This is a genomic window from Leifsonia sp. RCC_180 (genome assembly GCF_058138205.1).
Window position 1 is genome coordinate 1,617,789 of record NZ_CP200340.1, and the last position, 21,061, is coordinate 1,638,849.

The 21,061-nt window shown below is 68.7% G+C and carries 16 protein-coding genes; 2 read left to right on the forward strand and 14 right to left on the reverse strand.

The window, feature by feature from the left end; translation table 11 throughout:
• Positions 1–58 precede the first annotated feature (58 nt).
• The 4 genes from AB7E03_RS08015 to AB7E03_RS08030 all read right to left on the reverse strand — a co-directional run bounded on the left by AB7E03_RS08015 (position 59) and on the right by AB7E03_RS08030 (position 6,973).
• Positions 59–1,741, reverse strand: coding sequence for a fucose isomerase (locus tag AB7E03_RS08015; RefSeq protein WP_489940833.1), 1,683 nt, complete (start codon positions 1,739–1,741; stop codon positions 59–61).
• On the reverse strand, positions 1,738–4,266 hold the full coding sequence (locus AB7E03_RS08020; protein WP_489940835.1) for a GH116 family glycosyl hydrolase: 2,529 nt from the start codon (positions 4,264–4,266) through the stop codon (positions 1,738–1,740). Before AB7E03_RS08020 ends, AB7E03_RS08015 begins: the two co-directional genes overlap by 4 nt.
• A gap of 140 nt (positions 4,267–4,406) precedes the next feature.
• The gene (locus tag AB7E03_RS08025; RefSeq protein ID WP_489940836.1) at positions 4,407–5,921 is read right to left on the reverse strand and encodes an FGGY-family carbohydrate kinase; all 1,515 of its coding nucleotides are present in this window, start codon (positions 5,919–5,921) and stop codon (positions 4,407–4,409) included.
• A gap of 77 nt (positions 5,922–5,998) precedes the next feature.
• Entirely contained in the window at positions 5,999–6,973 is a 975-nt protein-coding gene (locus AB7E03_RS08030; protein ID WP_489940838.1) for a LacI family DNA-binding transcriptional regulator, read from the reverse strand.
• A 194-nt stretch (positions 6,974–7,167) separates the two neighbouring features.
• On the opposite strand from AB7E03_RS08030, the gene AB7E03_RS08035 reads away from it, so the two are divergent.
• Positions 7,168–8,289 carry a glycoside hydrolase family 172 protein gene (locus AB7E03_RS08035; RefSeq protein ID WP_489940840.1) on the forward strand — a complete coding sequence of 374 codons (1,122 nt, stop codon included), beginning with the start codon at positions 7,168–7,170 and terminating at the stop codon, positions 8,287–8,289.
• 56 nt (positions 8,290–8,345) lie between these two features.
• Here AB7E03_RS08035 and AB7E03_RS08040 read toward each other — a convergent pair whose 3' ends face one another.
• The 7 genes from AB7E03_RS08040 to AB7E03_RS08070 form a co-directional block, all read right to left on the reverse strand.
• Complete coding sequence (locus tag AB7E03_RS08040) at positions 8,346–8,528, reverse strand: RbsD/FucU domain-containing protein (protein ID WP_489942884.1); 183 nt, start codon at positions 8,526–8,528, stop codon at positions 8,346–8,348.
• A gap of 424 nt (positions 8,529–8,952) precedes the next feature.
• A complete protein-coding gene (locus AB7E03_RS08045) occupies positions 8,953–10,509 on the reverse strand; it encodes a glycoside hydrolase family 183 protein (protein ID WP_489940842.1) in 1,557 nt (518 codons plus the stop codon).
• A gap of 29 nt (positions 10,510–10,538) precedes the next feature.
• Positions 10,539–11,993, reverse strand: coding sequence for a mannitol dehydrogenase family protein (locus tag AB7E03_RS08050; protein WP_489940844.1), 1,455 nt, complete (start codon positions 11,991–11,993; stop codon positions 10,539–10,541).
• Positions 11,990–12,811, reverse strand: a complete 822-nt coding sequence (locus AB7E03_RS08055; protein WP_489940846.1) for a carbohydrate ABC transporter permease — start codon at positions 12,809–12,811, stop codon at positions 11,990–11,992. The genes AB7E03_RS08050 and AB7E03_RS08055 overlap by 4 nt, the downstream gene beginning before the upstream one ends.
• Before the next feature lie 13 nt (positions 12,812–12,824).
• Positions 12,825–13,829 carry a carbohydrate ABC transporter permease gene (locus AB7E03_RS08060; RefSeq protein ID WP_489940848.1) on the reverse strand — a complete coding sequence of 335 codons (1,005 nt, stop codon included), beginning with the start codon at positions 13,827–13,829 and terminating at the stop codon, positions 12,825–12,827.
• Between the two features lie 68 nt (positions 13,830–13,897).
• Entirely contained in the window at positions 13,898–15,238 is a 1,341-nt protein-coding gene (locus AB7E03_RS08065; RefSeq protein WP_489940850.1) for an ABC transporter substrate-binding protein, read from the reverse strand.
• A gap of 49 nt (positions 15,239–15,287) precedes the next feature.
• Positions 15,288–16,427 carry a glycoside hydrolase family 183 protein gene (locus tag AB7E03_RS08070; protein ID WP_489940852.1) on the reverse strand — a complete coding sequence of 380 codons (1,140 nt, stop codon included), beginning with the start codon at positions 16,425–16,427 and terminating at the stop codon, positions 15,288–15,290.
• A gap of 216 nt (positions 16,428–16,643) precedes the next feature.
• Between AB7E03_RS08070 and AB7E03_RS08075 the strand changes: the two genes are divergently transcribed.
• Complete coding sequence (locus AB7E03_RS08075; protein WP_489940854.1) at positions 16,644–17,603, forward strand: hypothetical protein; 960 nt, start codon at positions 16,644–16,646, stop codon at positions 17,601–17,603.
• Between the two features lie 10 nt (positions 17,604–17,613).
• Here AB7E03_RS08075 and AB7E03_RS08080 read toward each other — a convergent pair whose 3' ends face one another.
• The 3 genes from AB7E03_RS08080 to AB7E03_RS08090 all read right to left on the reverse strand — a co-directional run bounded on the left by AB7E03_RS08080 (position 17,614) and on the right by AB7E03_RS08090 (position 21,031).
• Positions 17,614–18,828, reverse strand: coding sequence for an MFS transporter (locus tag AB7E03_RS08080; RefSeq protein ID WP_489940856.1), 1,215 nt, complete (start codon positions 18,826–18,828; stop codon positions 17,614–17,616).
• 143 nt (positions 18,829–18,971) lie between these two features.
• Entirely contained in the window at positions 18,972–19,520 is a 549-nt protein-coding gene (locus AB7E03_RS08085) for a cysteine hydrolase family protein (protein ID WP_489940858.1), read from the reverse strand.
• Positions 19,517–21,031 (reverse strand): purine-cytosine permease family protein, encoded by a 1,515-nt coding sequence (locus AB7E03_RS08090; RefSeq protein ID WP_489940860.1) that lies wholly within the window; start codon positions 21,029–21,031, stop codon positions 19,517–19,519. The genes AB7E03_RS08085 and AB7E03_RS08090 overlap by 4 nt, the downstream gene beginning before the upstream one ends.
• Between the last annotated feature and the right edge of the window lie 30 nt (positions 21,032–21,061).

The following is a 21,061-nucleotide window of genomic DNA, read 5'->3' on the forward strand; positions in this document are numbered from 1 at the left end:
GTCGCAACACGCCGTCGGCGGGGTCCGCGCGACGGCGTGTTGCGTCAACTGGATGGGGTCAGGCGACGGCTTCGGCGCCGACGGGGACGCGGGCGTCGGCGGCGTCGACCGTAACGTCACCGCACAGGTGCACGTTCACGCCCAGCTCGGCGAAGAACGCCGCCTTCGCACGGAGCGCCCGATCCGCAGCCTCGGCGTCCGGAGCGTAGGCGACCTGCGCGTGGTTGGCCTTGTGCCGGGCCATCAGCTGGTCGCGGCTCACCCCGTGAAGCACCGCGTGCATGATCGGCCACTGCGGGTCCGTCGCGTCCAGCCGACGCTGCGTCTCCTCCTCCGGGAGTTCGACCACGTGACCGCGACCGAGGTCGACGTGCAGTTCGCCGTCCATGATGAACACGCGCGACCACACGATCTCCCCGGGCTTGGAGACGCCGCTCAGCGTTCCGCCGCCGAGGGGGAAGAACATGGGAGGCTGCCGCATGCTGTAGCTCTTCTCGTAGCCGCCGTTGTGGGAGGCCGGCACCGAGCCGGAAATCTCGAACACCCAGACGAACTCGCCGTCGAACTCCTCGCCCCAGCGGATGTCGTGCAGGGTCGTCGCCGGGTCGAAGCCCATCGCGGTCCAGATGCGGTTGGTGACCAACGCATCCACGGCGACACCCTCATCCACCTCGTTGAAGTGCGGCAGCGGCGCACCCGCGTAGAGTTCGCGCTCGCCGTCGCGGCTGAGCACCGGCGGGCGCTCGACGTTGTTCAGCAGACCCTCGGCCAGGTCGCTGGCCGGCACGGTGTCCTTCAGCCCCTGCTGGTACTGGATGCCGACCGCGTCCAGTCCGAAGTCGTCGCTGATGCGCACGGCCGCGATGTACATCTTGAACTGGCTGAGCACCTGCGCCTCGGTCAGCTCGGTCGCCTCGTCCGTCCCGAAGTGGAAGGTGAACCCGCGGTCGTCGAGCCAGCCGCGGACGGCGAGCGCCTCCTCATCGGTCACCCGGTTCATCTCGGCGACGAGCGCACTCTGCGAGAGGCGCTCCTTGTAGATGCCGAGCGGGTTCAGGAGTTCGTCGTCGATGATCGCGTTGTACATGCCCATGCAGCCCTCGTCGAACACGCCGACGATGGCCTTCTCGTCGGCCAGCTGGCGCGCGAGCGCGACGCCGAGCGTCACCTCCGGGTCCTCCGGGTCGAGTGCGGGCAGGTCGCGGACGTGCGACTGGTCGTGCTCTACGTGCCCGGTCTCCAGCCACGCGCGCAGCCCGTCGCGGGCCCAGTCGTCGGTGAAGTCGGGACTCCAGAGGGCCGAGTAATCGACGCCCGCCTTGGTCATGCTTCCCGTGAGGTTCAGGAGGCCGACGAGCCCCGGGAACTCGCCCGACCAGTTCGCGACGACGAGGATCGGCCCGCGGTGCGTGCGCAGCCCGGCGAGCACGTGGTGGCTGTATTGCCACACCGCGTCGACCACCACGAGCGGTGCGGTCGGCGGGATGTTCTTGAACACCTCGATGCCGGCCCGCTGACTGTCGATGAACCCGTGCCCCTTGGCGGCATCGAAGGCGTGCCCGCGCTCGACCGACCAGCCGAGCGACTCGACCGCTGCGGCGAAGTCCCGCTCCAGCTGCTCCTGCGTCGGCCAGCATTTGATGTTGGCGCTCGGCCGCAAGTCGCCGCTCGCGACGGTGTAGACGGTGCGGGGGCGCGCCTCCGGCCGGGAGAGCGGCTGAGGCAGCGAGTAGGTGCTCATGGGCGTGTTCCTCCGATGTGTTGTTGTGGTTCGTAGGCCGGGACGAGCTCGAGCGCGTCGCCCGGACGCAAGTGGATGTGCGAGGCGCCGAAGCGGGCCCCGTCGGGGTGGTCGAAGCGGAGCTCGTCCGCGTCGATCCGCCCGCCGTGGACGAGGAGCCGGGCGACGCCGTCGCGGAAGGTCAGCTCACCCCAGCCGCTGCCGGTGGTCACGATGGTGCGCAGCTCGCCGTCGCGGAAGGCTGCGGGCCGGGGGCTCAGCGACAGCGTCCGTTCGACCGCATCCGCTCGCACGCCCGTCAGTGCGAGCAGCACGCCCCAGCTGGCGAGTGAACGAGCGTAGTGGTTGCCGCACTCGACCTCGTTCCAGGGGTTGCGGCGGATGCCGTCATGGCGGGAACGCACGGCCCGCACCACCTCGAGGCCCTCGTCGACGAAACCCTCGAAGACGAGATGGGCGGCGACCTGGTACTCGATGCCCGTCCACACCTCGTCGGAGTACACGAACGGGATGCGCGGGCGGCCGCCGCGCGGCCAGGAGCACAGCACCAGGCCGGACTCGTCGTCGAGCGCATAGGTGCGCTGCACGCTGCGGTGCCCGGTCAGTTCCTGCCGGAAGTTGTGGGTGTGCACGGCCTTCACCGCACTGCGGACATGGTCCGGCGGCAGGATGTGGCCGAGGCCGGCGAGGTGGGCGAGGCTCTGGCCGAACAGCTGGTCGCTCAGGCAGCCGGTCCCGTACTGGTAGCGGCGCTCGTCCACGTCGTCGAGGCGCTGCTCGTAGTACTCCCCGTTGAACAGGAGAGCGTCCATCCGCTCCGCTCCGCCTGCCGCGGCCTCCCGGAACCGGGTCGCGGTCTGGCGGTCGCCGAGATGCTCGGCCATCGCGGCTGCCGCTGTGAGCGCGGCGAAGAACATGGAGTTGGCGAGCGAGTTGGGGCCGTAGAACTCGATGTCGTACGTGTTGTGCTGGCGGCTGTCCAGCACGCCGTCGCCGTCCGCATCCCACTCGGTGAACGCGAACTCGACCGCACGGCGGGCGGCCGGCCACAGCTCGAGGAGGAACTCGTCGTCGCCGCTGTAGCGCCACTCGCGGTACAGCCGGACGACCGCGCCCAGTTGACCGTCGACGGCGGGATGGAAGTCCCAGGGCTCGTTGCCGAACACGCTGTTGGCGCGGAAGTTCATCCGGCCGTCCTCGCGCGTCTCGTGCAGGAACTCGGTGCGGCGGGCGCTTCGTTCCAGTTCCGGGAAGAGCTGTGCGAGCGTCTGCGCGTAGTTCCACACGTGCGTGCACGTGCCCTCGCAGCTTCCGGAGTGGTCGAAGCTGCCCTCCCAGGCGGCGAAGACGCCGTCCTCCAGGCGGAAGCACGTGGTGCTGCGGGCGGCGACCAGCGTCGAGGTGACGGCGTCGACGACCTCCGACGGCAGCGTGCCGTCGAAGAGCACGTCGTGGAAGGTGCGGGTCGCAGCTTCCAACTCCGGAAGCCGGTCGACCAGGTGACGCGCGGCGTCCCACGCGCTCTCGAACAGGGTCGCGTAGTGGTTGCGGACGGTCTCGCCCGCGTTGCCGTTGTCGAGGTTGATGTTGCCCTGCCAGGCGCGCTGCCGGTTCGGGAAGTGCCAGGCCAGCTCGAACTCGAAGTCGCGGCTCTCGCCCGGCGCGAGAGTATGGACGATCCCGAGCGAGCCGACGCGCAGGCGGGTGAACCAGTCCGGGTAGGGCGGCTCATCGATGCTGAACGCCGTCTCCGGTTCGAGCATCCCGTCTGCGCTGAAGTCGTCCCAGAAGACCTGGACGCCGTCCTGCCAGAAGCCGGACAGCCACTGCGGTTTCACCGTGACCGAGGTGTCCGCCGTCGTGAGCGCGACCGTGCCGGCGAGCGGGTCGCCGACGGGAAGGTCGCTGCTGCAGCGCAGGCCGCGGAGCGTTCCGTCGTCGGCGTAGTCGATCCGTGGTTCGCCGGTGAACTCGGGGAAGTGGAAGACGTTCCAGCCCGTGATCCCGACCGGGTTGGCGAGCGACCCGGCGATCGTCACGTCGACCGGCGCGGCGGTCGGGTTGGTGACGGTGTAGCGGAGGACGGCGCCGGGGATGCCGGAGGCGTCCGCATCCAAGGGCACGAGCGGCGTGAAGGCGGTCAGCCGGACCTCGACGGGGAGTTCGTCGTCGTCGAAGTCGACCGTCGCGATCGGATACTCGCCGCGCAGCCGGCTTCCGGCGAGACGCGGCAGGCCGGCGAGCCGACCCGCGTCGTAGCCCTGGTCGCCCTCGTGTGGCCCGGGCAGCCGGCCCTCGAGGATGCGGGTGACCCGTTCCTCGCCCGTTGCGGTGTGGATGGCGAAGAACGTGAACGGCAGCACGGTGCCTTTGTCCGGCCGGTTGGCGAGCTCCCAGTCGCGGAGCTCGCCCCGGGCGCCGAGCGAGACGTTGCCGGTGCCGATCCCGCCGAGCGGGAAGGCGGCGACCCGCGCCTCGGGGCCGAGCTCGCGGGACGCGCGAGGCGGTGCTGCGTTCGTCGTCATCGACGCTCCTCGTTTCTCGGCCGACGTGGCGTGAAATCGGTTTCAAGTATGTCGCGCTTCTCGCGCCGATGCAAGCTCACGATGCTTGAAACAAGCGGGATGCTGTCGTGAAATCGATGCAGCCGAGTGCGCGAGGGCCGTTATCCAGCGAGCACGAGCGACGCGGACCGTCGCTGCAGGTCCGCCAGCGCATGCGCGGTCTCCGCCGTGCGCACGTAGAGACCGCGGTACAGCGCGTACAGCTCGTCGTAGAGTTCCGCCACCTCCGGTCGTGGCGAGCGCACGTCGACGACGGGGTTCCACCGGTCGATGTCGGCCGGACCGACCGCGGCAGCGGCCAGGAACGCGGCGCCGAGGCTCGCTCCGACGACGAGCGAAGGGATGGCCTGCGGGCGTCCCGTCACGTCGCTCACTATCTGCGTCCACAGCGCCCCCTGCGCACCGCCGCCGACCGCGACGATCCGGTCGATGCGGCCGCCCGCCGCCTCCATCACCTCGATGTTGTGGCGGACCCCGAACGCGGTGGCCTCCAGGGCTGCACGGTAGAGGTCGCCGCGGGTGTGGCTGACGGTCAGGCCGACGATGACGCCGCGCGCATCCGGATCGGCGATGGGCGTTCGCTCGCCCGCGAAGTACGGCAGCAGGAGCAGCCCCCCGGCACCGGCGGGCGAGCGCTCCGCGAGTGCGATCAGCTCCGGGTATCCCGGCGAACCGAACAGCTCGCGCAGCCAGGCGGTGATGGCGCCCGAGGTGGCCATCCCTCCCGCGAGGTTGTGCGTCCCGGGGAGAGCGCCGACGGTGCCCCACAGAGCGGGCGACGTCACCGGCTCCGGCACCGTGTTCACGAGAAACATGGTCGTCCCGTACATCAGCATGAGGTCGCCGTCGTTCTGCGCGCCGACACTGAGCGCCTCCGACCAGGCGTCGATCGTCCCGGCGATGACGGGCACGCCGGCGGGAAGGCCGGTGACGGCGGCGGCCTCGGCGGTGACCCGCCCGGTCACCTCGCCCGGCCAGAGCAGCGGCGGCAGGTCGACCCACGGCGCGACGTGTTGCGCCCATTCGGGGATCCATTCCTGCGCGGACGCGTCGTGGAGCGGCGTGCACTGGCTCGCCGAGTGGTGGTCCAGGTAGTACTCGCCGGTCAGCCGGAAGCCCAGCCACGAGCTCGGCATGAAGAGCCGCCGGCGCCGGGCGGCGACGTCGGGTTCGTTCTCGGCCAGCCAGGCGAGCTTGGGGCCGACGGCCTGGGTCGACAGGGCGGAGCCGCAGCGCTCCCGGATGGCGTCGGCACCTCCGAACTCCTCCGTCAGACGTTCGATCTGAGCGGTGGCGCGGGTGTCGATGCCGTACAGGATGGCCGGGCGCAGCGGCTCCCCCGCATCGTCGGTGATGAGGACGCACGGCCCCATCCCGCTCACACCGACCGCGACCACCTCGACGCCATCGGCAGCCGGGGCGGACAGCAGTTCGCGGCAGATGCCGGCGAACTCGTCCCACCAGCTGCGCGCATCCATCTCGACGAATCCCGGCATCGGACGGTCGACCGCGTGCTCGCGCGTAGCGGTTGCGAGGACATCGCCGTCGGTCGTGACCAGCACACCCTTGCTGCTGGAGGTGCCGATGTCGACGCCGACGGTGGCGGCTCTGCTCATGCGCACAGCGTCGCAGAAATCGATTTCACCGTCAAGCAGGGATGCGGTGCCCGCGCGTCAGCGGGGCGCCGCGGGCCCTACTCGCCGGTCCCCACCTCGTTGCGCAGCACGATGGTGCGTGCGGGCTGGTCGTCGCCGTTGATCCTGTCGAGCAGCAGCTTGGCTGCCGTCACCCCGAGGTGTCGCGCAGGAAGGTGGACGACCGTGATCTCCTTCGGCGCGAACCCCGCGTACGGCAGGTCGCCGAAGACGGCCATCCCGAACGCCGGGGGCACCATTCCGCGCTCGGCGAGCAGCTGCAGGGCGCCGACGCTCATCAGGTTGTTGGTCACGAACACCGCGTCCGGCGGCTCCGGCAGCTCCAGGAGTTCGCTCATCGCCTCGAAGCCACCGCTCACCCGGTAGTTGGAGTAGCGCAGGTAGCGGTCGGGATCGGAGACCCCGGATCCTGCGACGACCTCGCGCCATCCATCGGCGCGCTCCTGCGCGGTCTCGACGTCACTCGGGCCGGTGATGCAGGCGATCCGCCGGAAGCCCTGGTCCAGTAGGCGACTCGTGGCCGCGTGGCCGCCGGCCCGGTTGTCGACCATCACCGCGTCGATGTCGAAGCCGTGGGGGCCGCGGTCAACCGCTACGACCGGGCGGCGGCGCTCCAGCAGCTTGCCGAGGTCGGTGTGGTCGCCGGCGACGGCGATGATGACGCCCGCCATGTTGTCGCTGATCGCGATGTCGAGGTACTTGGTCTCCTTCTCCGGATCCTCGTCGGTGTTGCAGAGGACGACGGAGTACCCGGCCTCCTGCGCCACATCCTCGACACCGCGCGCGAGCGAGGTGAAGAACGGGTTCTCGATGTCGGGGATCAGGAGGGCGATGACCTCCGAGTGCTGGCGACGCAGTGTGCGCGCCGCACGGCTCGGGGTGAAGGACAGCTCGGCAGCGGCCTCGCGCACCAGGCGAGACTTCTCGGGGGAGACGTTGAGACCGTTGAAAACGCGTGAAACCGTCGCGGGAGACACCCCCGCCAGGGCCGCCACTTCGTAGATCGTCGGCATCGGCTCTCCGTGTCTTCGTGCGGCGAACTCGCCGGTTTCCGTACTGTAGCGCGCACGGCGTCCGTTGTTGACACCCCCGCTCCTCGACTCTACAGTGATGAAATCGATTGCACCAAGGTCCTGGATGACAGCAGGATCTGTCGGCTGCAGCAGACGCGCCCCTCTCATCCGCACGACGACGTACAGGAGAATCCGTGACGAACGCCGACCTCAGCTCGATCTCGCACCTGCGGGCGGTGGAGACCCGCTCGATCAGCCCGGAGAACTTCGATGGCTCCCGCGGCGGCGGCGGCCGGGCGACCGAAGGCACCGGCGCCGCCAGCGCGCGCGACCTCGGACCGGGGTGGAAGATCTCCCCCAGCGTCGACATCCCGGCCGGTGAGACGTTCGAGATCGCATCCATCGCCGGTGCGGGCAAGATCACCCACATCTGGATCACCACGCACAAGGACAACTGGCGGACGCTGCTGTTCCGCGCGTACTGGGACGGCGCTGAGGAGCCCGCGATCGAGGTGCCGTACGGCGACTTCTTCTGCAACGGCTGGGGCGAGTTCGCCCAGGTCAGTTCGCAGCCCATCGCGGCGAATCCGAACGGCGGCTTCAACTCGTACTGGCCCATGCCGTTCCAGGATGGCGCCCGCCTCACCATCGAGAACGTGTCGACGGTGCCGGTGCGGGTCTACTACCAGGTGACCTACGAGCTCGGCGGCGACTACAGCGCCGACGGCTACCTGCACGCCCAGTGGCGGCGCAGCAACCCGCTCGAGCACCTCACACCGCACACCATCGTGGAGGGCATCGAGGGCAGCGGCCACTACGTCGGCACGTACATCGCCTGGGGCGTCAACAGCAACGGCTGGTGGGGCGAGGGCGAGATCAAGTTCTACCTCGACGATGACGACGAGTTCCCGACCATCTGCGGCACCGGAACCGAGGATTACTTCGGCGGCGCCTGGAACTTCGACATCCCCGGTCAGGGCTACACCGAGTTCACGACGCCGTACCTCGGGATGCCGCAGGTGCTCCGGCCGGACGGCCTGTACCGCAGTCAGCAGCGCTTCGGGATGTATCGCTGGCACCTGCTCGACCCCATCCACTTCGCCGAGCGCCTGCGCGTCGACATCCAGGCCCTCGGCTGGCGTTCCGGCTGGCGCTACCTGCCGCTACGCGACGACATCGCCTCGACGGCGCTGTTCTACCTCGACCGGCCGACGGCACGCCGGCCGAAGACCCCGAGCGCCGACGACCTGGAGGTGCACTTGGGCAAGGAGGCCGTGCCGGACCTCGGCGCCCTCCCGCCCCGCGACCCGAGTTGACCCGCCGAGCGTCGAACCGCCCCTGCCGTGCAAGGCAGGGGCGGTTCTGCGTCTCCTCAGAGCGCGAGCGGCACCGCGAGCCCTTTGCGCACGATCAGGTTCCCGAACGCTCGCGTCTCCCCCGTGCGGACGGCGACGAACGCCTCCGCCGCCGCCGCATAGAGCGCGTCGCGGCCGAGCAGCGGCAGCGAGCGGTCCGCCAGACCGACCGCGGCTTCCATCTCGGCGTGGATGGGCAGCCGGCCACCGGGGGCGGCCGAAAACGTGGACCGCTAGCGAAGGACAACTGCCCCGAATCTCCTTCAATTGGCAGTAGTGAAGGAGATTCGGGCGCAACGGGTCCGAATCGCCTTCACTGGCGAGGCGGCCGAAGGTCGGAGAGACTGGCCCGATTCTCCGACAGCGGCCTTAGGATCTCCGACGGTGCCAGGGGGCGGCGGTGTGCCCGTCGCCCGTCGTCGGAAGGTGAAGATCGCTGACGACGGTGACCGCTAACGAAGGAGAACCCGGCCCGAATCTCCTTCAAATGGCAGTAGTGAAGGAGATTCGGGCGGGATCCGTACAAATCTCCTTCTATCGGAGGGGGAGTCGGACGGGCAGTGGCGAGCAACGCCAGCAGGTCACCGCTCAGCAGCGGATGGATGCCGTTCAGCACCGCAGCCCCTAGCTCGCCGCGAGCGAGATGTCGTCCAGCTGGACCCAGATGTCGCCGTGATCCGTCCACACCCCGCCGTAGACGATCACCGCGGAGCGGCTCCCGTTCGCGAAGTCGACCGTGAACCGCGTCCACGAGCCCACCGAGGTGAAGTGCGCCTCGGAGATCACCGCGCCGGCCGTGTCCCGGACGCCGAAGAACCCGTTGTCGCTGTTCGCGGAGGTCCGCACCCACCCGGTCAGGCGATACGACGTGTTCGCGGTGACAGGCACCGTCTGGTGCACGTCCTGCCAGCCGCTGTTGTAGCGGGCGAACGCATTGTTGTCGCCCGAGTAGCCCCAGTGGCCGGTGTCGATGCCGCAGTTGCCGCTGCACGCCCACGAACCTCCGGTGCCGGCCGAAGTGAGCGCCGATCGCTCGAAGCTCGGGTCGCCGACCAGGTTGGGCTTGATGATCTGCGCGCTCGTGTTCAGCTGCACCTTCATCAGGTAGACGTTGTACGGATCCCACTGCGACATCGTGAAGTAGATCGTGCCGTTGGCGCTCCACGGGTGCATGAACCCGCCGTACAGCCCCGGGTAGTCGGCCGAACTGACGACGACCTGAGCGGCGCTCCACGGACCTGTCGGGCTGGATGCGGTGCGCAGGATGATGTCCTCGCCCTGCAGGTACATCATCAGCCATTTGCCGCTGTACGCGTCGTACCGCACGGAGAGCTCCGACACCGGGGCACTGACGATCGCCGCGGCCGAGCTCTCGGAGGCGACCCAGGAGGAGCCGTTCCAGTACTGATACGCCGACTGCGTCAGCACCGACGCCTCGGCGACCCGGGCGATATAGGCGCTGCCGCCCCGGCCGCTGGGCGTGCCGAAGACGTAGAGGAAACCGCCGTTGCGCGCGAACGCCTGCATCTGGAAGTGGTCGGTCAGCGACGGGTTGTTCCAGGTCGGCGTCCCGGTCGTCGTCCAGGTGGTGCCGTTGTCGTCCGAGTAGGCGAGCCGCGCGTAGTTGGTGTCCCACTGTCCTGGGTCGCCCCAGTGCTTCACCGACATGTACGAGAGGTACTGCCGGGAGCCGATGGAGATGCCTGCGGTCGGGATCTTGGTGACCTCCCCGGCAGCCTCGTTGTGCACTCCCGGGATGATCTCCCGAGCGCGGCCGTCGCTGGCGGTGACGGCGCTGGAGTAGTCCATCCCGTCGGCGAGCGTGGTGTCGGTGGAACGGAGCAGGACGTTGCTGCGCCAGTTCGCATCCCCTGCGCCGAGCGCCCCGCCGCCCGGCCCCACCCAGGCATCGCCGAAGGTGTCGCCGAACGCGGAGAGCACCTGGCCTGCGCCGTTGTCCCACATGATGCCGAGGTCGGTCGCCTTCACGTTCCAGCGGCCGTAGGTGTTGTTCGGCGAGTCGGGTCCGGTCAGCTTCTCCACCAAACTGGCCGGGGTGTGCGTCGTGGTCGCGACCGCCGGTGTGGAGCCGACGATGCCGCCGGCGACCAGGCCTGCGGCGGCGAGGACAGCGGCCACGCCGCCCGCCGCCCGTCGATGGAATCGGAGTTCGTGCGTCATTGCGTTTCCTCTCTTCCTCGCGGGGCCGGTCAGCTCCGCGTCAGCAGTGCCTCCAGCGTCGCTTGGGCGCCGTCGCGGTGCAGGGCGGCGAGCGCCGCCGCGTACTCGCGGGTGAAGCGGTCGTCTCCCGCCAAATCGCCGAATAGCGAGGGCTCGCGCAGGAACGCGAGCTCGTCGTCTCCGTACCGGCGGGCGTTCGTCATCACGGTGTCGCGCAGCCGGTCGACCACCTCGAAGCTCTCGCCGTTCTCACCAACGCCCTCGGCGTAGCGCGCCCAGCTGGCGACGATCGCCGTCGAGAGACGGACCGGTCCACCGGCCTCGAGCTGCTCGCGCACGACCGGCAGAAGCCACTTGGGGATGCGGTCGGACGACTCCGCGCACAGCCGCGCCAGCGTGTCGAGGACGTACTCGTTGCCGAACCGTTCGAGCAGCGTCCGCTTGTACGAGGCCAGGTCGACGCCCGGAACCGGACGGAGCGTCGGAGTGGCCTCCTCGTCCATGTACCGCATCAGCAGCTCCGCGATCAGCGGGTCGCGGGCGGCCTCGTGCGCGTAGGTGTAGCCGCTCAGCCGGCCGAAGTAGCACATCCCCTGGTGACTGGCATTGAGGAGCCGCAGCTTCATCAGCTCGTACGGCTCGACATCGTCGACCAGCTGCACGCCCGCCCGCTCGTACGGCGGGCGTCCGCCGGGGAACGCATCCTCGAGCACCCACTGGAAGAACGGCTCGGCGACCACGGGCCAGGCGTCCTCCACCCCGAATTCGGCGGCGATCTCCACCCGATCGCGATCCGTCGTCACGGGGGTGATGCGGTCGACCATCGAGTTCGGGAAGGAGACGTTGCTTCCGATCCACTCCCCCAGCTCCCGGTCCTTCAGCCGGGCGAAGGCGGTGAACACGCGCTGGGCGATATGACCGTTGCCTTGGATGTTGTCGCAGGACATCACCGTGAACGGCGGGATGCCCCGCTCGCGCCGGCGTAGCAGCGCCTCGGTCACGAGGCCGAAGACGGTGGAGGGAACCGCGCCCGGCCGCAGATCGGCCACGACTGCGGGGCCGGTCGCGTCGAACTCCCCGGTCACCTGGTCGATGCTGTAGCCGCCCTCGGTGATCGTCAGTGAGACGATGCGGACGCCGGGGTCCGCCATCCGCTCGATCGCCGCTTCCGGGTCGTCCGGAGCGTACAGGTACTGCACGATGGAGCCGATCTCGCGTGCCTCCCGCCGGCCGTCCGGGTGCTTCAGCACCAGCGTGTAGCGGCCGTCCTGCGCGCGCAGCACGTCGCGCATCCGCTGGTCCTGCGGTAGCACGCCGATGCCGCAGATGGCCCAGTCGGTCGCGAGCCCCTCCCGCATCAGACTGTCGACCACCATGGCCTGATGGGCGCGGTGGAACCCGCCGACGCCGAAGTGGACGATGCCCACGGCGAGCGCGGAACGGTCGTACTGCGGGCGGTCCACCTGCCCCTGCCCGGCGGTCACTTGATCCCCGAGATGCGCACGCCGTTCACGATGAATCGCTGGAAGATCAGCAGCAGCACGATGGTTGGCAGAGCCGCGAGCGTGGAGCCGGCCATGAGCATCCCCCAGTCGTTTCCGCGATCCGAACGGAAGTTGCCGAGGAACTGCATGATCTGCGTCAGGTTGGGGTCGGTGATCGTGAGGATGGGCCAGACGTACGCGTTCCAGTAGGCGAGGTAGGACGCGATCCCCATGACCACGAACGGCGCGGCCGACTGCGGCAGGAACACCCGCAGGAAGATCTGCCAGCGGGTGGCGCCGTCGATCAGCGCCGCCTCCTCCACCGCCACGGGGAAGCCCAGGTAGAACTGCCGGATGAAGAACATCTGGGCAGCGGATGCTGCGCCCGGGATGATCAGCACGGCGAGGGTGTTCAGCATCCCGAGGGCCGACACGACCATGAACGAGGTGAGCAGGATGGCCATCATCGGGATGAACATCGGCATGATGCAGTAGACCCACCAGAACCGCTTGCCCCGGAAGTCGAGCCGGGCGAACGCGTAGGCGGCCAGGGAGTTGATCACGAGGCTCAGCGCCGTGAAGATCAGTGCACCGACGAACGTGACCACCATCGCCCGCGAGAATTGCGGGTCCTGCAGGATCTTGACGTAGTTGTCGAACCGCCACACCTCAGGGAAGAACTGGAACGGGGAACGCAGCACCTCGGTCTTGCCCTTGAAGCCGGCGATCGCCATCCAGGCGAGCGGGAACAGGACGCTCACGCTGATCAGGACGATCAGCACCGTGGACAGCACCCGCTGGGGGACGCTTTTCTTCATTCGTTCTCTCCCGCTATCCGTCGACTGCTTTGTCGGAGTTGATGAGCCTGAACACGACGATCGAGATCGCGCCGAGCACGACGAACAGCAGCAGCGCCGCGGTGAGCGAGAAGCTGGTCGCGTACGGCGTGAGATCGCGGAAGCTGTTGAAGATGAACAGGTTCGGTGTCGTGGTCGCGTCGACCGGGCCGCCGCCGGTCATGATCAGGGGCAGGTCGAGCATCTGGATCGCCAGGGTGAATCCCGTGACGATGAGGTACAGGAAGACGTTCTTCAGCAGCGGGATGGTGATGAACCAGGTCCGCTGGAAGAAGTTGGCCCCATCCAGCTGTGCCGACTCGTAGTAGCTGTCCGGGATGTCGAGCAGCCCCGCCAGGAGGATGAGCGTCGTGACGCCGAAGCCCAGCCAGATGCCGGGGATGGCGATGGCGGGGAGGGCCGTGGCCGGGTCGTTCAGCCAGGCGACCGGTCCGGCGTTCAGAAGGCTGAGCAGCCAGTTCGCCACTCCCTGGTCCTGGTAGATGAACACGAATAGGACGGACGCGACGACGGTGGAGACGACCGCAGGCAGGTAGACCGTCGTCTTCATGAAGGACGCCGCCTTCTTGCTCAGCGTCTTGATGAAGCTCGCCAGCAGCAGCGCCAGGATGAGCCCTGTCGGCACCACCAGCACGGCGTAATACAGGCCGACGCCGATGGACTTCCAGAACCGCGGACTGACCAGGACGTACTGGTAGAACTGCAGGCCGACGAACTCCGGATCCTTGTAGAAGCTGATCTTGAACGTGCTCAGGTAGACGGAGTAGATGAGCGGCCAGATGACGAAGATGGTGAGCAGGATCACCATCGGCGCGATCATCAGGTACGCCGTCCTGTTGTCGCGGAGGTGCTTGGCGACAGGCTGCACGGTCTCCCGGCGGCGCCTGCGCCTGGTGGTGGTGCCGTCGGCGGCATCCGCGATCACCAGGGCTTCGGCCGGCGGGGTCTGAACCTCGCCGGCGGGATTGAGAACTGACACGGGAGATCCCCTCGGCTGGCCGGTGCCCGGCGACGCGGGGGACGTCGCCGGGCACCGGGTACTCGTGACTACTTCTTGGGCGCCGTCCCGGCGAGCGACTGCTTCTGGATGACGTCGTTGATAGCGTCGTCAGCCGTCTTCAGCGAGGTCGGCACGTCGGCGCTTCCCTTCATCGCGGACTCGAGCGCCGTCCCGAAGGCGAGCGAGATGTCCCACGGGTAGGAGGGCTCCTGCTTGCCGTTGGGGACGATCTGGTCCGAGATGATCTTCATGAACGGATCGTTGTGCGCCTCCGGAGTGTCGGCGAGGGCGTCGTCGACCGAGGTCCGGACGGTGTACTTGGAGTAGCCGCTGGTCTTGAAGAAGTCGGCCATGATGGCGGGGTCGCCCGCGAGCAGGTACTTGATGAAGTCGGCCGCCTGCTGCTTCGCCTTCGACTTTCCGTCGACGGTCAGCGTCCATCCACCGAGGGTCGCCGTCGTCTTGTCGGGTGAGCCGGACATCGACGGGAACGGAGCGACGGCGGTCTTGGCGACCATGTCGGGGAAGTCGTTCTTCAGCTGGCCGACGGCCCACGAGCCGTCCGCCATCATCGCGACCTCGCCCTGACCGTACGGCGTCGCGTCCGCGTAGCCGACCTTCGGCTGCTGGGGCATGAGGCCGCCCTGGTAGAGCGACTTGTAGAAGTCGGCGAGTTTGGCGAAGCAGGGGTCGGTGGCCTCCGCCTTCGACCAGTCCTCGTTGACGGGCAGGTGGCCGCAGGCGCTGTACTGCAGGCCCCAGCTCGACCAGCCGAGGTCGGCCGCCACCGAGGCGATGGTCATGCCCTTCGTGTCGCCGGAGGTGAGCTTCTTGGCCCACTCGAGCAGCTCATCCCACGTCTTGGGCGGGTTCGCCGGGTCGAGGCCGGCGGCCTGGGCGAGGTCCGTGCGGTAGTACAGCACGGTCGACGGCTCGACGAGCATCGGGTAGGCGTAGTGCTTGCCGCCGATGGTGACGAAGCTCTTGACGTTGTCCTTGATGTCGTCGAACGCCTTCGCCGGGATGAGCCCGTCGAGGTCGGCGAACTGGCCGTTCGCGACACCGGCGGCGATGTTGCCGTAGTTGGTCGTCGCGACGTCCGGCGACTTCCCCGCCGCCTGCGCGGCCTTCAGCTTCTGCGGCCAGGTGTCGGCCGGGACGACCTGGTAGTCGATCTTCACCTTGTCCTGGGACGCGTTGTACTTGTCCACGTACTTCTTGAACCAGGCCTGCTGGTAGTCCTCGAACTTCTGCTGCCAGAAAGTCACGACCGTCTTGCCGTTCTCGGTCTTGGCGCCTCCGCCCGCGCCGGAACAGCCGGCGAGGACGAGGCTGGCCGCGACCGTGGCGGCCACTGCGAACAGCAGCCTGCTGTGCCTCTTGTGCATGTGTTGTTCCTCCTCGTGATGCGGCTCGTCATCGAGCCGGGGTGGTGGGCTATCGGCGGACCAGGTCGGCCTTGTACCAATAGACGTTGTAGGGGTCCCAGACGGAGAGCGTGAAGTAGATCGTGCGCCCGCCGTCCGCGGTGAGATTCGGGGAGAGGAACGGGGCGTAGAGGCCCGGAACCTCGTCCTGGGATGCGAGGGTGATCTTCTCGCCCCACGGTCCCCACGGCGTCGCTCCCTCGCGGATGACCGCGCTCTCGGCGCCGCCGTCGGTGTAGCTCATGATCCAGCGCGAGAGGTAGTCGTTCCAGACGACCGACAGCTCGCCGACCGTGTCGTCCACGATGGTCTTGGCGTCGGATGCGGTCGAGCTCCACCGCGGAGAGCCGTCCGCTGCGGTCCCGGAGAAGTACCGGTACGCCGACTGCTTCTCCACATCCTTCTCGGGCACCGTCATCAGCTGCACGCCGCCGAAGCGGCCGTGGGTGACGCCCCAGAAGTACAGGTCGCCGTCGAGCTTGGACACGCTCACCTGGACGAAGTTGCTCTCGCCGCCCCAGCGCGGGGCGTCGAGCTTGGTCCAGGTCTGGCCGCCGTCGGTCGAGCGGGCGAAGCCGGCGTAGTTGGTCTCCCACTCGCCGGGCTCGCCCCAGTGCTTGACGGACATATACGCCAGGTACATCGCGCCGTTCGCCTCGAAACCGTAGGTCGGGATGGCGGTCATCTCGGTGCCGTCGACTTTCTTGCTGTCGATCAGTTCCTTCGCCCAGCCGAGATCGTCGGCGATGTACCCGTCGAAGCGGATGCCGTCGGAGGGATCCGTGTCGGTGGAGTAGGCCAGCGCATTCGAGCGCCACTCGGTGCCGCCTCCACCGGTCAGACCGGCGTCGCGCTGGCCGAACGTGTCGCCGAAGACGAACCACGTCTTGCCGTCGGCCTGGAACATCGAACCGAGGTCCTGGCCCGCGATTTCGAACCGGGCCGTGGAGTTGAGAGAATCATGCCCGGTGAGCTGCGCCACCCGCTTCACACCGGTCACCGCCGACAGAACGAAGGGCTTGTGCGAGACATCGAGCCGAGCCGCCGAGGCGGACGTGCAGCCCGCGAGAACGACCGTGGAGAGGAGAGCCGCCGTCGCCACCGCCGCACCCCGGCGGGTGCGGGTGCCGATCGGCTGGCGCGATGTCACGGTGGTCCTCTCCGTCGAGTGCCGATTCCGCCCCGGAATCGATGGCTATCAGTAGATCGCAAGAAATCGGTTTCGTCAAGAGGCCATGCCAAACGCCAGGAAATGGCCGCGATCACAGTGACTGATTGCCAGAAACCGATTTCACGTCTGAGCCTTTCGCGCTACAGTATCGGGCGACGCCGCCGCGCCGTGCGGCGCCGAGGAAGGAGCTCGCCGATGAGCCGCACCGAGACATCCCCGCACCGGCAGACCTGGCTGCGCCCGGCCGCTACGACCTCCGCCGAGCCGGCCGCTGAGCCGCGCTGGGGACACCGCGACGGCATTCAGGTGGGTCTTCATCCACTGCCGGGTCCGCGCGGTCTGCTCAGGATCTTCGCTCCCTACCTCGGCCACCCGCGGGATCGTCTGCTCAATTTCATCGCGCTGGAGCCGATCCCTGCGGGAGCGACCGACCGCGGCTATTCGGAGCTCGAACACAGCGCGCTCGACGACGCGCCCGGCAAGCGCTTCTGGAGCGCCGACGATCTCAGCGAGACCGGCCCGCAGGATCCGCTGTCCCCAGCTCAGGGTGTGGTGGAGCTGGTGGATGGCGTCGAGACGCTCACCGTGCACATCCTCTCGGAGCGGTTCGAGAACGGCGCCGAGGTGGCCGTGCGGGTCCGGTTCCGGAGCGATCGGCCGCACGAGGTGGCCCTGGCGACGCTCGCCCTGCCCGGCTCGGCGCCACTCGAGTACTTCGTCGTCACAGCGACGATGGGCAACTACGCGCGCCTGCGCCGGCTCGGGCTGGCCGACGCGACCGTCACGCCGGCCGAACTATGGCCCGGCTTCACCGGCGCCCACTTCGCCGAGCACGCCGAGTTCGCGCTGGACCGTCTTCCGAGGAACCCGGCTGGCGAGGTCGAGGTGTCCGCGACGACGGACGAGGCGGCCCCGGAAGCGGCCGTCTACGACGCGGACGTCGCCGAGCACTGGAAGTACTCGGGTCACCGCGCCGTGCAGACCTGGATCGCCGCCGATCCCGACCCGCGACTGCGAGCGCTCGTCAACGCGCGGGCGGCGTACTGGGCGAGCACCGCCACCATCCCCGGCGGCCCCTCGTTCGAGAATTTCGAGTTCGTCGAGCCGTTCCGGCAGGGCCGCGAGTTCCGCTTCCGGATCGAGCCGGTCGCCTAGATCCGGTCGCCTAGAGCGCGCGCCTGCGCGTCATCCGGCCGACGACCGCCACCAGGACGACCGACACCAGCAGCAGTCCGACGTAGCACCACGGCAGCAGCATCAGACCGCCCGCGTCGTAGACGAGCGATCCGACCAGGGCTCCCCCGCCGATCCCCACGTTGAAGGAGGTCGTGTAGAGCGCACTCGCGGTGTCGCGGAAAGCCGGAGACGACGTGTGCAGCAGACGGGTCTGCAGCAGCGGCGGCAGAGCGCCGAAGGCGAGCCCCCACAGCATGAACGCGATAAGAGCCGGGATGGGCTGCGCGGCGATCACGGCGAGCGCAGCCACCGCTACGCCGGTCACAAGCAGGGCCAGGATCAGCCCGAGCTGCGGGCGCGGCCCGAAGACCGAGCCGGCCAGGATGAGACCGACCGCCCCCGCGATGCCGTACAGGAACAGCAGCGCCCCGACGTTGCCCGACGGGATGCCCATCGGGCCGGTCAAGAACGGCACCACGAACGTGTAGAACGCGTAGTGCCCGACCATCGTGACTGCCGCGATCAGGCAGACCATGATGACGGCCGGGATGGTGCGGTCCTTCTGGCGGGGAGCCGAGCGGTCTCGGCGGCGCCCGCCCGCATCCGCGTCGCGCTCAACCGTGGGAAGCAGCTTCCACACCACGACGGCGCCCACGACCATGAGCGCGGCGAGCAGCGCGAACGACAGGCGCCAGCCGAAGACGTGGCCGGCGAACGTGCCGAGCGGCACGCCGAAGATGAACGCGAGCGTGCCGCCGCCCAGCGTGATCGACACGGCCCGGCCGATCTGCTCCTTGGGCACCAGGTGGCCGGCGTACGCGCCGACGATCGACCAGAACATGCCGTGGGCGACACCGCCGAGCACGCGCGAACCGACGACGAAGGCGTAGTCCGGCGCGATCGCTGTGAGGGCATTCGAGATGCCGAGCACGACGAGGATGCCGATGAGCAGCCCGTGCCGCGGCCAGCGGCGGGTGAGCGCGGTGAGCGGCGTGCTCGTGACCACGACGGTGAAGGCGAACACGGTGACGAGGAGCCCGATCTGGGCCTCGCTCACCCCGAGCGACGCGCTCATGTCCGGCAGCAGGCCGGTGGGGATCATCTCGCTCGTGACCGAGAGGAAGGTGGCCGCGGCGAGCGCGATGAGGCCCACCCACGGGAATTTCGGCGCGACGCGCGCCGGAGTCGGCGAAGTGATTGTCATACGGATTCGTCCAACGGACGGCGTTCCCCGGCCATTCCGCGCAGGATGCGGCGGACCGGGTGGAACCGGGAAGGAATGGCGGGTCGACTACGCGCCCATGTGCGCGCCCAGGGCCGTGCGGGAACCGCCGACCAGGGTCGATTCTACGGCAGGTCCCTGAGTACGGAAGAGCTGTCCGTGATTTCGATCAGCGGAGCGTACAGGGCCATGGCGTCGAGGGCCCGCTGATGGTCGGCGTCCGAAAGCCCCGCGCAGGCGTCAGCGGCGACTCGGATGCGCACCCCGGCATCTGCTGCGCCGAGTGCCGTGCTGAGCACGCAGCAGTCGGTCGAGACCCCGGCGAGCACCACATCCTGAGCGCCGCCCAAAGCCTCGCGGAGGTCGGGACCCCACTTGCCGAAGGTGGGTTCGCTGACGACCGGGTGACCGGTGTCGCGGAAAGGGAGGACGAGGTCGTAGATCGGGTCGTCCGCCGGCACCAGCGCGAACGGCCACTGCTCGTAGTACGGCACCCAGGCGCCTTCCGGACGCTCGGGCGCGATGAACCGCGTGAAGATCACGCGGCGGCCGAACGAGGGCACCAGCTCCGCGATCACGGCCTCCGCCTCCGAGAAGCGCGGGGTGAACCACTGGCTTGCAGGGTTGCCGAACACCTGCTGCATGTCGATGACGACGAGGACGGGGTCGCTCACCGCGGCACGGTTCCGGTGCTAGCCGTCGGCTCAGCGGCCGCCAGCGGCAGCTCCTCCTGGCGGCGGACCGCGGCGCGGGAGAAGAGCAGCGTTCCCAGGTAGCCGATCACGAGCGCGACCAGCACTCCGAGATTGGCGAACGCCCAGTCGCCCTCCTTGCCGCCGATCGGCCCGAGCAGGTAACCCTGCCAGGTGAGCCACGGCGCCGAGCCGTTCGTGACCAGGCCCCAGCCGATCGCGGTGCCGATGACGATGAGCGCGATGGGCAGCCAGCGCACCGCGCCGTAGCGTCCGCGGCGGTCGTACAACTCTGCTTCTGCGTAGTCACGGCGGCGCAGTTGGATGTCGGCGATGAAGATGCCGCACCAGGCGGCGATCGGAACGCCGAGCGTGATGAGGAACCCCTGGAACGGCACCAGGAAGTCGGTGGCGAAGAACACGACGTAGATGGCGCCTGCCGTCATGATCACGCCGTCGATCAGGGCCGCGACGTAGCGCGGCACGCGCACGCCCACGCTCAGCAGGGCGAGCCCGGACGAGTAGATGTCGAGCACCGCACCGCCGACGAGCCCGAGCACGGCGACGATCACGAACGGCACCAGGAACCACGTGGGCAGCAGCGAGGCGAGCGCACCGATCGGGTCGGAGGCGATCGCGTCGCTGAGCTTCGAGGACGACCCGGCGAGCAGCACACCGAAGATCAGCAGGATCACCGGAGCGAGCGACGAGCCGAAGGTCGTCCAGCCGACGACCCCACCGCTGCGGGAGCTCCGGGGCAGGTAGCGCGAGTAGTCGGCGGCGGCGTTCACCCAGCCGAGTCCGAAGCCCGTCAGCATGAACACGAAGCCGCCGATGACGTGCGGCGCGTCGCCTGCGGGCAACGCGGCCACGGCGCCGAGATCGATGTGATTCAGGACGAGCAGGATATAGACGACGGTGAGCACACCGGTCACGATCGTGATGATCATCTGCATGCGCATGATGAGGTTGAACCCGATCACGCCGCCGACGATGACGAGGGCGACCACGACGATGAGGGCGACGAGCTTGGTGACGACGCCGCCTTCCCAGCCGAGCTGCTCGAACACGGTCGCGGTGGCCAGGGCCGCGAGCGACACGAGCACCGTCTCCCAGCCGACCGTCAGCAGCCACGACAGCAGCGAGGGGACGCGGTTGCCCTCCACCCCGAACATCGCCCGGCTGAGCACCATCGTCGGGGCCGACCCGCGCTTCCCGGCGAGGGAGATCACGCCGCAGAGCAGGAACGACGCGACGATGCCGACCACGCCGACGATCGTCGCCTGCCAGAACGAGATCCCGAACCCGAGCAGGAACGAGCCGTAGCTGAGCCCGAACACCGAGACGTTCGCGCCGAACCACGGCCAGAACAGGTCGCGCGGCCGCCCCTTCCTCTCGCTCTCGTGGATGGTGTTGAGCCCGTTCAGCTCGACGTTGAAGGCGGACGCTGCGCTCGTACGGGTATCGGGCGCATCCTCACCGGTGCTGGTCATGCACCGATCGTGGTCCACCGTGCGTGCGCG

Coding starts and splice junctions, on each gene's coding strand:
- AB7E03_RS08015 (WP_489940833.1), bottom strand. CDS start 1,741: ATGAGCACCTACTCGCTGCCTCAGCCGCTCTCCCGGCCGGAGGCGCGC.
- AB7E03_RS08020 (WP_489940835.1), bottom strand. CDS start 4,266: ATGACGACGAACGCAGCACCGCCTCGCGCGTCCCGCGAGCTCGGCCCC.
- AB7E03_RS08025 (WP_489940836.1), bottom strand. CDS start 5,921: ATGAGCAGAGCCGCCACCGTCGGCGTCGACATCGGCACCTCCAGCAGC.
- AB7E03_RS08030 (WP_489940838.1), bottom strand. CDS start 6,973: ATGCCGACGATCTACGAAGTGGCGGCCCTGGCGGGGGTGTCTCCCGCG.
- AB7E03_RS08045 (WP_489940842.1), bottom strand. CDS start 10,509: ATGACGCACGAACTCCGATTCCATCGACGGGCGGCGGGCGGCGTGGCC.
- AB7E03_RS08055 (WP_489940846.1), bottom strand. CDS start 12,811: ATGAAGAAAAGCGTCCCCCAGCGGGTGCTGTCCACGGTGCTGATCGTC.
- AB7E03_RS08065 (WP_489940850.1), bottom strand. CDS start 15,238: ATGCACAAGAGGCACAGCAGGCTGCTGTTCGCAGTGGCCGCCACGGTC.
- AB7E03_RS08075 (WP_489940854.1), top strand. CDS start 16,644: ATGAGCCGCACCGAGACATCCCCGCACCGGCAGACCTGGCTGCGCCCG.
- AB7E03_RS08080 (WP_489940856.1), bottom strand. CDS start 18,828: ATGACAATCACTTCGCCGACTCCGGCGCGCGTCGCGCCGAAATTCCCG.
- AB7E03_RS08090 (WP_489940860.1), bottom strand. CDS start 21,031: ATGACCAGCACCGGTGAGGATGCGCCCGATACCCGTACGAGCGCAGCG.